The following is a 12,478-nucleotide window of genomic DNA, read 5'->3' on the forward strand; positions in this document are numbered from 1 at the left end:
GGCCTGGCCAGACGGTGTTAGCGGCCCCGTAACGGGAACCGACTCGTCGGTAACACACGATCTGTGCAAAATGGACACATGCCTCAGTCGAACCCGATCAGCGCCTGGAAATCCCTTCGCGACGGCAACGACCGTTTCGTCAACGGCACGTTGTTGCATCCTAATCAGGGCGCCGCGGATCGAGCCAAGCTCGTCGGCGGTCAGCATCCGACCGCCATCCTCTTCGGTTGCGGTGATTCCCGCGTGGCCGCCGAGCTCATCTTCGACCAGGGCCTCGGCGACATGTTCGTGGTGCGCACGGCAGGCCACGTCGTCGACTCGTCGGTGCTCGGCTCCATCGAATACGGCGTGCAGATCCTCAACGTGCCGCTGATCGTGGTGTTCGGCCACGACAGCTGCGGCGCGGTGAAGGCCACCCTCGACGCCCTCGACGGCGGCGAGGTCCCCGGCGGGTTCATCCGGAGTCTGGTCGAGCGCGTCACCCCGTCGGTGCTGCTCGGCCGCCGCGAAGGACTGTCCACCGTCGACGAGTTCGAAGCGCGCCACGTCCAGGAGACCGCCGAACTGCTGCGTCAGCGTTCGTCGATCATCGCCGACCGGGTCGCCAGCGGGCAGCTCGCGATCGCGTGCGTCACCTACACCCTGGCCGACGGCAGGGCCAAGCTGCACAGCTCGCTCGGTGACATCGGCGAGGTCGCCTGAGCCGCGAACGCTCACATACGCCCAGCTCTCGGCGGGTGCGCGGGGCGTCGTCGACACGGTTGACGGCCCGACACGCCGTGCCCCTGAGTTGCTGTGCCGAGCGGTGCGCTTACCGTTGACTCGTGCTGGAACCGAATGGACCGCTGCCTCCGGAGATCTATTGGCGGCGACGTGTTTTTGCCATCGGCGTACTGGTCGTCGCGCTCGTGCTGGTGATCTGGCTGGTGGTCGCGGTATCGCGGGGCGGGGATTCGCCCGGCGATACCCAGACGGCGGCGACGTCGTCGACCGAGACGAACAAGCCGGCGGGGCAGGCTTCGACGAAGAAGGAAGCCGCGGCCGAATCGTCCACGCCGTCCGGCTCCGGCACCCCGAGCAGCGGCGCGCCGGTAGCGGCCGGTCAATGCTCGGATCAGTCGCTCGCGGTGAAGGTGACGGTCGCCCAGCCCACCTATCGGGTGGGTGAGCAGCCGGTCTTCGGCATCGTCATCACCAATATCTCCGCCGATCCCTGCACCCGCGATACGGGTTCGGGCCTCCAGCAGGTCTCCGTGCACACCCTCGACGGCCAGCGGCGGCTGTGGGCAAGCACCGATTGCTATCCGGACGGCGAGCCCGATGTCCGCACCTTGCAGCCGGGCGAGCAGGCCGCCTTCACCGTCACCTGGACCGGCGCGACCTCGCAGCCGGAATGCGCGGGGGAGCGGGTGCAGGTTCCTGCGGGCGCGTACACCGTGGTGGCGCAGCTGGGCGCGATCCGCAGTGCGCCGGAGCCGTTCAACATCGCCTAGGCCCTCGGCACCACCGGTCAGCCTTTGCCCTTGCCGAGGCCGGCCATCCGGATCGCGCCGCGCAATGACGTCGCCTCGATCAACTTCATCGGCGTCGATTTCGCATCGGTTCCCGGCGGCACGATCGCGGTGGTGAATCCGAGCCGCTCGGCTTCGGCGAGGCGCCGGGCTGTCGCGGTGACCCGGCGCACCTCGCCTGCCAGGCCCACCTCGCCGAGGATCACCCAGCCGGGTTCGATGGCGGTATCGCGCGCGGAACTGGCGATGGCCAGCGCCACCGCCAGATCGGCGGCGGGTTCGACCAATCGCATACCGCCGACCGTCGCGGCATAGATGTCCTGCTTGCCGACATAGAACCCGCAACGGCTCTGCAAGACCGCCAGAATCATCGCGACCCGGTTGTAGTCCAGTCCGCTCACCGCGCGCCGCGGCGCGGGCACCTGGGTGTCCACGGTCAGGCCCTGGACCTCGCCCACCAGCGGGCGCTTACCGTCGAGCGCGACCGTGACCGCGGTACCCGGCACCGAATCGGTGCGGTGGTGCAGGAACAGCCCCGACGGGTCGGCCACGCCGGTGATGCCGTCGTCGTGCAGTTCGAAACAGCCAACCTCGTCGGCGCTGCCGAAGCGGTTCTTGATGCCGCGCACCATTCGCAGGGTGGAGTTCTTGTCGCCCTCGAACTGCAACACCACATCCACCAGGTGCTCGAGGGTGCGCGGGCCGGCGACCGCGCCGTCCTTGGTGACGTGCCCGACCAGCAGCACGGCGATTCCACTGGATTTCGCCAGCGAGGTGAGCGCCGCCGTCACCGCGCGTACCTGGGTGACGCCGCCGATCACGCCATCGGTGTCCGGCGCGAGCATGGTCTGCACCGAGTCGACAACCAGCAGCGTCGGGCGCACCTGCTCGACATGTCCGAGCACGATCGACAGATCCGATTCCGCCGCCAGATACACCCGCTCGTGCACCGCCCCGGTGCGGTCGGCGCGCAACCGCACCTGCCCCGCCGACTCCTCGGCGGTCACGTACAGGGCGCGCTCGTCCCGAGCGGCGGCCCACCGATGCGCCACCTCGAGCAACAGCGTCGACTTACCGACCCCCGGCTCGCCCGACAGCAGCACCACCGACCCGGCGACGACGCCACCGCCGAGCACCCGGTCCAACTCCGCCACACCGGTCGACCGAGCCGCGGTGAGCTGGGAATCGACCTGCGAGATCGGCGAGGCGGCCGTACTCGGCAGCATGGCCCGCCGCCCGGCGGGCGCCGCCACCGAGGGAGCGATCTCCTCCACGGTGCCCCAGGCACCGCAGTCGGGGCACTTGCCCACCCATTTGGCGACCTCGTGCCCGCACGCGGAGCACTGGAACACCTGCTTACTCTTCGCCACACGCGCACCCTACGCATCCGCACCGACACGCCGCCCCGCAACGGCGAACGGCCGCCGCATCCGAGGATGCGACGGCCGTTGCGCTGTGGATCGGGGCTCAGTGCCCGCCCTTGGCACCGCCTTCGCTGGCGCGCGACAGGTCGGACTCGTGGCGCTCGGCCACGGTGCCCGCGTCGACCGGCACCTGCATCTGCACGGTGCCGTTCTCCTTGAAGTCGAAGGTCACGGTGTAGGTGAGACCGGGGGTGATGTCCTTGGTCAGACCGGTGATCTCGATGCGCGCCGGATCGGCCTCGGGGTCCTCGCCCTCGGCGGCGGCCGGAGCAGCGGTGGTGGTGGTCGGCGCTGCGGTGGTGGTCTCGGTGCCGTGCTGCTCGCCGGAGCTGCCGTGCTCGTCGGAGGAACCGTGCTCACCCGCGGCGGCGGTGGCGTCGGCGCCCGCGGCCACGACGGTCTGCTGCGGCTTCAGCTTCAGCGTCGAACCGCCACCGGGGGCGGTGATCTTCACTTCGCCCAGATCGGTGCTGATCTTGGTGAGCTCGTCGGCGGTGGTCTCGCTGGTGTTGACGAACGACAGCGCCAGCACGGCCTTGCCGCCCGTGGCATTGGTGTGCTCGCCGCTGGGCGGGTAGACGATGTGCACGTTGCGCAGCGAGATCTTGCCGACGTCGGCATGGTTGCCGTTGATCGCGGCCACCTGGTCGGCGGTCTGCGAGATCTGGCCGGCGCTGCAGCCGGTCAGGGCGAGCGCCGCGCCGGCCGCGAGGGCGGCAACCATCGCCATGCGACGCCGCGGGGTCGTACCTGCCGCCGGGGCGGTCACAGCTTTCAGGGCAGTCACGGGTTGTCCTCCATGTCGAGCGGGCTCACTCCAACTAGGGACTGTAGTAGTTGGCCGGGAGTACCGGGCGCGCGGGGAGTATGTGTCGGGTCCGGATCGCCTGGGCGCGGAGGCGGGTGCGCCGGGCCGCGCGTAGGTGCGTGCGGTGGTGCGCCCGGCCGCGTGCGTGCGCGAGTTCCGCCTGAAAGCGGAAGCTCGCCCGTCGCGGCGCGCCCGCCCGCGGGGCGCGACGGGCGACGCGCGGAAGCGTTGTCTCGGGGTGATCACGATTCGCGGTTGTGCGCGCGGCTGTGCGCAGTGCTACTGTCCCGCTGGGTTTCCCGGCGCTGGAAGTGCCAGGAGGTAACTCGTTCTGGCGCAACGCAATGCACATCGCGCAGATTCTGTCAAGCCCCGAGGTCGGCCCGTTGTGGCCCTGACCTGCACAGTTGATCGCGCCGTTATCGAGCCGCATGTTAAACTGTGAACATCGAAAGGGGCACGGGACACATGATTTTTAAGGTCGGAGACACCGTCGTTTACCCCCACCACGGAGCGGCGCTGATCGAAGCTATCGAGACTCGCACCATCAAGGGTGAGCAGAAAGAGTATCTGGTCCTGAAGGTCGCCCAGGGTGACCTGACTGTTCGGGTTCCCGCAGAGAATGCGGAATACGTCGGCGTCCGCGACGTCGTCGGGCAGGAAGGTCTCGATCGGGTTTTCCAGGTGCTACGTGCGCCACATACGGAAGAGCCGACCAACTGGTCCCGCCGCTACAAGGCCAACCTGGAGAAACTCGCCTCCGGCGATGTGAACAAGGTGGCCGAGGTCGTCCGCGATCTGTGGCGTCGGGAGCAGGACCGCGGTTTGTCCGCGGGCGAGAAGCGGATGCTGGCGAAGGCCCGGCAGATCCTCGTCGGTGAGCTCGCGCTCGCCGAGGGAACCGACGACGGCAAGGCCGAGACGCTGCTCGACGAGGTTCTCGCAGCGGCTTCCTGACCGTGAACAGCTCTGACGGCCGCGGCCGCGTGGTCGCGTTGGTGCCTGCCGCCGGCCGTGGCGTGCGCTTGGGTGAATCGACACCCAAGGCGTTCGTCGCGGTCGGCGGTACACCTATGCTCAGATCCGCCGTCGATGGGCTGCTCGCCTCGAATGCCGTGGACGAGATAATTGTCATGGTTCCGACCGAACTGGTGCAGACCGCAGTTGCCCTCCTGCCGTCCTCCGCGCCGGTCCGCGTCGTCGTCGGCGGGGCCGAACGCACCGATTCGGTCCGCGCCGGAATCGCCGCCGCTCCGCAGGCCGCCTACTACCTCGTTCACGACGCCGCCCGCGCGCTCACCCCGCCCGAGCTGATCGCCAGGGTGGCCGCTGAGCTGCGCGCCGGGCATACGGCCGTGGTGCCGGCGCTACCGGTCGTCGACACGGTCAAATCGGTGGACGAGCACGGCATCGTGACCGGAACGCCCGACCGATCGGGCCTTCGCGCCATCCAGACCCCGCAGGGATTCGCGGCCGATTTGCTGCGCGCCGCCTACGCCGCCGACGTCGCCGCCACCGATGACGCCGGGCTGGTCGAACGGCTCGGCCATCCGGTCCGCACGGTGCCGGGCGATCCGCTCGCTTTCAAGATCACCACCCCGCTCGACCTGCGCCTGGCCGAGGCCGTACTCGCCGGCGCCGAACTACCCACGGCGGGGGTCCGATGACCATGCGCGTCGGCATCGGCAGCGATGTCCATCCCATCGAACCCGGCCGCCCGTGCTGGATGGCCGGGCTGCTCTTCGACGGCGATGACGGCTGCGCCGGCCACTCCGACGGTGACGTCGCCGCGCACGCGCTCTGCGACGCCCTGCTCTCGGCCGCGGGGCTCGGCGATGTCGGCGCCGTCTTCGGCACCGGCCGCCCGGAATGGGCGGGCGTCTCCGGCGCCGCCATGCTGAAAGAAGTGCGCCGACTCCTCGACGAGGCCGGATACGACGTGGTCAACGCGGCGGTCCAGGTGATCGGCAATCGCCCAAAGATCGGTCCGCGCCGGGCCGAAGCGCAGCAGGTGCTCGGCGATCTGCTGGGCGCCCCGGTCTCGGTATCGGGCACCACCACCGACGGTCTCGGGCTCACCGGACGCGGTGAAGGCGTCGCCGCCATGGCGACCGCACTGCTGCACTGTCGTTAGTCCAGCCTCGCCGACCGCCCGCCGTACCGGCCGGGACCTGTCGGAACTTCGATACTCCGCCCGCAGCGCAACCCCATATACCAGCTAGGATCGACTGCCGTGACTCTGCGCCTATTCGACACCGAGACGCGGACCATGCGTGATTTCACGCCACTGGTCCCCGGCCATGCCTCGGTGTACCTGTGTGGCGCCACCGTGCAGGGCGAACCCCACATCGGACATGTGCGCAGCGGCGTCGCCTTCGACGTGCTGCGTCGCTGGCTCACCGCCAACGGCCACGATGTCGCGTTCATCCGCAATGTCACCGATATCGACGACAAGATCCTGAACAAGGCCGCCGCCGCGGGCCGTCCGTGGTGGGAGTGGGCCGCGACCCACGAACGCGCCTTCGACGAGGCGTATCGGCAGCTCGGTGTGCTGCCGCCCTCGGCGGAGCCCCGCGCCACCGGCCACATCACCCAGATGGTCGAGCTCATGCAGCGGCTGATCGACCGCGGGCACGCCTATGCCTCGGCGGGCAACGTCTACTTCGATGTGGTCAGCTTCCCCGAGTACGGCGCGCTGTCCGGGCACCGCCTCGATGACGTGCACCAGGGCGAAAGCGCAGGCGAGGGCAAGCGCGATCCGCGCGATTTCACCCTGTGGAAAGCCGCCAAGCCGGGCGAGCCCACCTGGCCGTCGCCGTGGGGGCCCGGCCGCCCCGGTTGGCATCTGGAATGCTCGGCGATGGCCGAGTTCTATCTCGGTTCTTCGTTCGATATCCATTGCGGCGGAATGGATCTGGTCTTCCCGCATCACGAGAACGAGATCGCCCAGTCCAAGGCGGCCGGTGACGGTTTCGCCCAGTACTGGCTGCACAACGGCTGGGTCACCCTCGGCGGCGAGAAGATGGCCAAGTCGCTGGGCAATACGCTCTCGGTGCCGAATGTGCTCAAGCAGGTCAGGGCCGTGGAGCTGCGGTTCTACCTCGGTGGTGCGCACTACCGGTCGATGCTGGAGTACTCCGAGAAGGCCCTGCACGACGCCGCCCAGACCTACCAGCGCATCGAGGCTTTCGTGCAGCGGGTGGTCGAACGCGGCGGTGACGTGCCGGTCGGCAAATGGACCGACGCCTTCGCCGCAGCGCTCGACGAGGATCTCGCGGTGCCGAAGGCGCTGGCCGAGATCCACCACGTGGTGCACGAAGGCAATAAGGCACTCGACGCCGGTGTGCTGGAGACCGCGCGCGAGCATGCGAGCCAGGTGCGCGGCATGCTGGCCATTCTCGGGGTCGATCCGCTGGATCCGCAGTGGTACACCCCCGGTGATTCCTCCGCCGCGACCGCCGCGCTCGATGTGCTGGTGACCGCCGAACTCGAACGGCGTCAGCAGGCGCGTGCCGACAAGGACTGGGCGACCGCCGATGCGGTGCGCGACCGGTTGCACGCCGCGGGTGTCGAAGTCACCGATACCCCCAACGGCCCGGAATGGTCGCTGGTCACCCCACAGCCAGGAAAGGCCGACTGATGGCAGGCAATTCGCAGCGCCGAGGCGCTGTCCGCAAGGGCGGAACCAAGAAGGGCCAGGTTGTCGGATCCGGCGGCAAGCGCAGGCGCGGGCTCGAGGGCCGGGGCGCGACCCCGCCCGCCGAGGCGCGCAAGTACCATCCGGCGGCCAAGCGCGCCGCGGCGAAAGCCAAAGCGGCGCAAGCGGCTTCGGGTGGCCGCCAGACCCGCACGGCCGGTCGCAAGAGCGATGACGGGCCGGAAATGGTGCTCGGGCGCAACCCGGTCGTCGAATGCCTGCGCGCCGGGGTACCCGCGACCGCGCTGTATGTGGCGGTCGGCACCGAGAACGATGAGCGGCTGACCGAGAGCGTCCGGATCGCCGCCGACACCGGCATTTCCATTCTGGAAGTTCCGCGCACCGATCTGGATCGGCTCAGCGCCAATGGATTGCACCAGGGCCTGGCCCTGCAGGTGCCGCCCTACCGCTACGCCCACCCCGACGATCTGGCCGAACGGGTCCGCGATTCGGGGCAGCCCGCGCTGATCGTGGCGCTGGACAACATCTCCGATCCGCGCAATCTCGGCGCGGTGATCCGCTCGGTCGCCGCCTTCGGCGGTCAGGGTGTAGTGATCCCGCAGCGGCGCAGTGCCAGCGTCACCGCGGTGGCCTGGCGTACCAGCGCCGGTGCCGCGGCCCGGCTGCCCGTCGCCCGTGCCACCAATCTGACTCGCACGCTGAAGGATTTCGCCGCCAAGGGCTATCAGATCGTCGGCCTGGACGCCGGCGGCGACACCACCCTCGACGAGTTCGACGGCACCGCGCCGACGGTGATCGTGGTCGGTTCCGAAGGCAAGGGCCTGTCGCGACTGGTTCGCGAGAGCTGTGACGCGATTCTGAGCATCCCGATGGCGGGTCCGGTGGAGTCGCTCAACGCCTCCGTCGCAGCGGGTGTGGTGCTCGCCGAAGTGGCCCGTCAGCGCCGGGTCTGAGACCGACCGTGCCCGGGCGGACACGCTCGTCCGGGCGCGTGCACGAAACGCCGCGCGGCCGCGACACCCGGTAAAGAACGCGCAAAGGCGCCTTACCCCCGTACAATTCGGCTCGTGGTGATACCCAATCAGCCCATCGGTCAGACGATCGAGCACCCGCGGGCGACCATGGTGCTGGTGCTCGGCGCCGTGAGTTTGATGTGCTGTGGGGTCCTCGGGCCGGTGGCCTGGGCGCTGGGCAAACAGGCGCTCGACCAGATCAACGATTCCCACGGCGCGCTGAGCGGCCGCGCGCAGGTGATGGTCGGCTACATCCTCGGCGTCATCGGCACCATCATGATGATCATCTGGGCGCTGCTGTTCCTGTTGATCCTGCTCGGCGGCAACGCCTAGCCGCGGCCGGAGCGAGGCGCGGGCAAGATCATCGACCCGAGCGGCGCGCGGCGGGCCCTGGCCCACCGCCCGATCCGGTCAGCGCAGGCTCGGCCGTTCCGGTTCGTCGGGGTTATCCCACGCGGGCCATTCCTCGGAGATCGAACCGGACCACTCCGGTTGGCGCCGCTCCCGGAACGCCGTCATCGCCTCGCCACCGTCGATGCTCTTGGCGACGTGCTGATTCAGCTCGGACTCCAGCCGCCCGACCACCGATGGCGCCATATCCATGCTCTCCCACAGCAGCCGCTTGGACAGCGCGGCCGTCAGCGGGGCCGAACCATTGGCGATATCGTGCGCCACCGCCAACGCCGTCGGCAGCACCTCACCGCCCGGCAGGCAGGCATTGGCCAGGCCCATCGCCTTGGCCTCCGCGCCGTCGAAGGTGCGGCCGGTGAGCAGGATGTCGGCGGCATTGGCCAGGCCGGCCAGCCGCGGCAGCGTCCAGTGCGCGTAACCGTCGGCGAGGACGCCGCGACGCACTTGGCTCAGCCCGTACACCGCGTCGTCGGCCAGGTAGCGCAGATCGCATTGCAGCGCCAGCGCCAGCCCGATGCCGACGGCGTGCCCGTTGACGGCGGCGATCACCGGTTTGCGCACCCGGAACGGCGGCGGGTCGATGGTGCCGGTCACCTCGCCGACCCGGTCGGACAGATCGGCGCCCGCGCAGAACGCGGGTGGCGTGCCGGTGATGACGACGACGCGGATGGCGTCCTCGATATCGCAGCGCTGCAAGGCCGCGCTGAGTTCGGCGATCATCGCCGGGGTGAAGGCGTTCTGCTGGGCGGGGCGATTCAGGGTGAGGACGGCGATGCCCGCGGAGACATCGACGAGCAGTTCCGAACTCATGTCTTGGATCGTAGACGACCGCGCCCCGACCGGTGGGCGCTCGGCCGGGGTGCTCAGGGGCGCAGGATCTTGCGGCCGATGGCGTACTTGTGCACCTCGGTCGGGCCATCGTAGAGCCGGAACGCGCGCATATCGCGGAAGATCATCTCCACCACGGTCTCGTCGCTGATGCCGATGCCGCCGAGCACCTGCACACAGCGATCGGTGACCTTGAACAGCTCCTCGGAGACGAAGACCTTGGCCACCGAGCTCTCATGCCGTGCCTTCTCGCCCTGATCCATCAGCCAGCAGGCATGCCAGATCGTCAACCGGCACTGGTGCAGCGCGATCTCGTTGTCGGCCAGCATGAACGACACGCCCTGGTGTTCGCCGATGGTCTTGCCGAACGCGGTCCTGGTCTTGGCGTGGTCGACCGCGATGCTGTGCGCCCGCTCGGCCGCCCCAAGCCAGCGCATGCAGTGCGTGAGGCGGGCCGGGGCCAGCCGCAGCTGGGCGTAGCGCAACGCCTGACCCGCCTCACCGAGCAGCGCGTCCTTGGGCAGGGTCAGCTGGTCGAAGCGCACCACGCCGTGCCCGGCGACGTAATTGCGGTCCATGGTGTTCATGGTGCGTTCGATGACGATGCCGGGCTGATCGCCGTCGGTGAGGAACAGCGTCGGCCCGGCGGGCAGGTGCGGGTTCTCCGCGAGGCGGGCCATGATGATCCAGGTCTTGGCGCCGTTCGCACCGGTGATCAGCCATTTGCGGCCGTTGATGGTGAAGTTCTCGCCGTCGAACGTGGCGGTGGTGGCCAGCTGGTTCGGGTCCGAGCCCGCGCCGCCGGGTTCGGTCATGGCGAACACCGAACGCTGGTGGCCGTTGATCACCGGCATCAGGTAGCGCTCGGTCTGCTCCGGGTTCGCGATCTTGGACAGCAGGAACATATTGCCTTCGTCGGGGGCGGCGCAGTTCATCGCGATAGGGCCGAGGGTGGACCAGCCCGCCGCCTCGTAGAGCACCGCCTGCTCGACGTGAGTGAGCCCGCGTCCGCCGAGTGCCTCGGGAGCCTGGATGGTCAGCAGCTTCTCCGCGCGGGCCAATTCGACCAGTTCCTGCCGCAGCTCATCGGTCGGGCCGTGCGCGGTGAGCCGTGGATCCCGCTCGAACGGCACGATCTTGTCGATGACGAACCGGCGGATCCGATCGCGTTCGGCGGCGAGGTCGGCGGGAATGCTGAAGTCGATCATCAGTGGTCACCATTCGGTCGGCGGCAGATGCGATGAGCATACGAAACGGCGGCACCCAGACTGAAGGCGGGCGCCATCAAATGGGGGATGGACCGGGCTGTCAGTGGCTGTCGGCGTTCTGTCGGTGCGCTGTCAGCGGCGGCGGGCAACGTCATCGGCACAGCGGGCGAGGCACCAGACCTCGAGCCGCGAGCCGCAGCCAACGAAAGGGATCGACAATGTCCGACCACGCGTTCTCCACAGCCGTCGCCACCATCGCGGAGCAGTTCGGCATGCCCGGTGTGAGCGCCGGGGTATGGGTCAACGGCACCGAGATCTTCGCCGCGCACGGCGTCACCAGCCTCGACAACCCGCTGCCGGTCGACGAGCACACCCTGTTCCAGCTGGGCTCGGTGAGCAAGACCCTGACCGCGACCACGCTCATGCGCCTGGTCGCCGACGGCAAGGTCGAACTCGACGCGCCGCTGCGCCGCTACCTGCCGGAACTCACCATCGCCGAGGATTCGGCCGCGGCCCGCATCACCGTGGCCCAGGTGCTCAACCACACCGCGGGCCTGGATTGGAATCATCTGATCGAGCCGGGTGAGGGCGACGACGCGCTGGCCGTATTCACCGCCGCCATGGCCGAGCTGCCGCTGATCGGGGAGCCGGGGGAGCGCTCCTCGTACAGCCAGGGTGGGTACAACATGCTCGGCCGGGTGATCGAGCAGGTCACCGGCCAGAGCTACGAACAGGCCGTCACCGAACTGGTGCTTGCTCCACTCGGTATGACGAACAGTGTGCTCAGCACCGGTGAGGCGATGCTGCGCCGATTCGCCGTCGGCCACGAATTCGACGCCGATGGCGCGCTCGCCGTCGTCTCGCGGTGGAAGCCCGGCCGGGCCAACAACCCGGGCGGCGGGCTGGCGGCACCGGCGGTCGACCTGTTGCGATGGGCGCGCTTCCACCTCGGCGACGGCCGGGCGGCGGACGGCACCGTGATCGTGCCCGAGCAGGTGTTGCGCTCGATGCGCCGACCGACCGTCACCCTGCGCGGCACCTCGCTCGGTGACGCCATGGGGATCTGCTGGTTCCTGCGCGAGGTCGACGGTGTGCAGACCGCCGGGCACGGCGGTTCCGGGTTCGGGCAGTTCTCCGAACTCTTGCTGGTCCCGGAACGCAATTTTGCGCTGGTCGTGATGAGCAATGCGAACCCCGACGGCATCCCGTGCAATCGCGCGATCATGCGCTGGGCGCTCGAGCACTACCTCGGCATCATCGACCGCGATCCGGAGCCGCTGCCCTATGACGGCGAGCGCGCCGCCGAGGTCGTGGGCCATTACGAGAGCGAGGCGATGACCTTCGACATCACCACCGACGGCGCCGGCCTGACCCTCGAGGTGCTGATCAAGCCGGAATTGCGCGCGGCGTCGGAGGAGGAGATGCCTGCCGACCATGAGCCGTTCCCGTTCGGCCTGCTGCCCGGCGACGAGTACATCGTGACGGCGGGGGCGTTCGAGGGTCAGCGCGGGTATTTCAGCAGGGACGCCGACGGTGCGGTGATCGGTGTCGACCTCGCGGGACGGTTGTTCGGCCGCGTCTCGTAGAGGGTCGCCGGAGAGCCCGGTCCGCTGTGCG

At 69.1% G+C, this 12,478-nt stretch carries 13 protein-coding genes; 9 read left to right on the forward strand and 4 right to left on the reverse strand.

The genetic code is table 11. The annotated features are described in order from the left end of the window. The first annotated feature begins 78 nt into the window (after positions 1-78). On the forward strand, positions 79-702 hold the full coding sequence (locus AC4HOU_RS12910; protein WP_163813623.1) for a carbonic anhydrase: 624 nt from the start codon (positions 79-81) through the stop codon (positions 700-702). 122 nt (positions 703-824) lie between these two features. Beyond that, positions 825-1,493 carry a DUF4232 domain-containing protein gene (locus AC4HOU_RS12915; RefSeq protein ID WP_194991402.1) on the forward strand — a complete coding sequence of 223 codons (669 nt, stop codon included), beginning with the start codon at positions 825-827 and terminating at the stop codon, positions 1,491-1,493. A 17-nt stretch (positions 1,494-1,510) separates the two neighbouring features. Here AC4HOU_RS12915 and radA read toward each other — a convergent pair whose 3' ends face one another. Then, a complete protein-coding gene (gene radA, locus AC4HOU_RS12920) occupies positions 1,511-2,881 on the reverse strand; it encodes a DNA repair protein RadA (protein WP_163813621.1) in 1,371 nt (456 codons plus the stop codon). 97 nt (positions 2,882-2,978) lie between these two features. Then, a complete protein-coding gene (locus AC4HOU_RS12925) occupies positions 2,979-3,722 on the reverse strand; it encodes a copper chaperone PCu(A)C domain-containing protein (RefSeq protein WP_416381995.1) in 744 nt (247 codons plus the stop codon). Between the two features lie 489 nt (positions 3,723-4,211). On the opposite strand from AC4HOU_RS12925, the gene carD reads away from it, so the two are divergent. The 6 genes from carD to AC4HOU_RS12955 all read left to right on the forward strand — a co-directional run bounded on the left by carD (position 4,212) and on the right by AC4HOU_RS12955 (position 8,747). Further along, a complete protein-coding gene (gene carD, locus AC4HOU_RS12930; protein WP_011206964.1) occupies positions 4,212-4,700 on the forward strand; it encodes an RNA polymerase-binding transcription factor CarD in 489 nt (162 codons plus the stop codon). A 2-nt stretch (positions 4,701-4,702) separates the two neighbouring features. Next, on the forward strand, positions 4,703-5,410 hold the full coding sequence (gene ispD, locus AC4HOU_RS12935; protein WP_490724527.1) for a 2-C-methyl-D-erythritol 4-phosphate cytidylyltransferase: 708 nt from the start codon (positions 4,703-4,705) through the stop codon (positions 5,408-5,410). 2 nt (positions 5,411-5,412) lie between these two features. After that, complete coding sequence (gene ispF, locus AC4HOU_RS12940; RefSeq protein ID WP_036532498.1) at positions 5,413-5,877, forward strand: 2-C-methyl-D-erythritol 2,4-cyclodiphosphate synthase; 465 nt, start codon at positions 5,413-5,415, stop codon at positions 5,875-5,877. A 99-nt stretch (positions 5,878-5,976) separates the two neighbouring features. Continuing rightward, positions 5,977-7,383, forward strand: a complete 1,407-nt coding sequence (gene cysS / locus AC4HOU_RS12945; protein ID WP_163813619.1) for a cysteine--tRNA ligase — start codon at positions 5,977-5,979, stop codon at positions 7,381-7,383. Next, a complete protein-coding gene (gene rlmB / locus AC4HOU_RS12950) occupies positions 7,383-8,354 on the forward strand; it encodes a 23S rRNA (guanosine(2251)-2'-O)-methyltransferase RlmB (protein WP_163813618.1) in 972 nt (323 codons plus the stop codon). The genes cysS and rlmB overlap by 1 nt, the downstream gene beginning before the upstream one ends. Before the next feature lie 114 nt (positions 8,355-8,468). Next, a complete protein-coding gene (locus tag AC4HOU_RS12955) occupies positions 8,469-8,747 on the forward strand; it encodes a DUF4190 domain-containing protein (RefSeq protein WP_163813617.1) in 279 nt (92 codons plus the stop codon). Between the two features lie 78 nt (positions 8,748-8,825). Here AC4HOU_RS12955 and AC4HOU_RS12960 read toward each other — a convergent pair whose 3' ends face one another. Together AC4HOU_RS12960 and AC4HOU_RS12965 are read right to left on the reverse strand one after the other, a co-directional pair. Next, positions 8,826-9,635, reverse strand: coding sequence for an enoyl-CoA hydratase/isomerase family protein (locus AC4HOU_RS12960; protein WP_163813616.1), 810 nt, complete (start codon positions 9,633-9,635; stop codon positions 8,826-8,828). Positions 9,636-9,688: 53 nt separating this feature from the next. Further along, on the reverse strand, positions 9,689-10,861 hold the full coding sequence (locus AC4HOU_RS12965; protein WP_490724528.1) for an acyl-CoA dehydrogenase family protein: 1,173 nt from the start codon (positions 10,859-10,861) through the stop codon (positions 9,689-9,691). 218 nt (positions 10,862-11,079) lie between these two features. Here AC4HOU_RS12965 and AC4HOU_RS12970 point away from each other — a divergent pair, with 218 nt between their 5' ends. After that, the gene (locus AC4HOU_RS12970) at positions 11,080-12,447 is read left to right on the forward strand and encodes a serine hydrolase domain-containing protein (protein WP_490724529.1); all 1,368 of its coding nucleotides are present in this window, start codon (positions 11,080-11,082) and stop codon (positions 12,445-12,447) included. The last annotated feature ends 31 nt before the right edge of the window (positions 12,448-12,478 follow it).

This window comes from Nocardia sp. JCM 38205, from assembly GCF_058222935.1.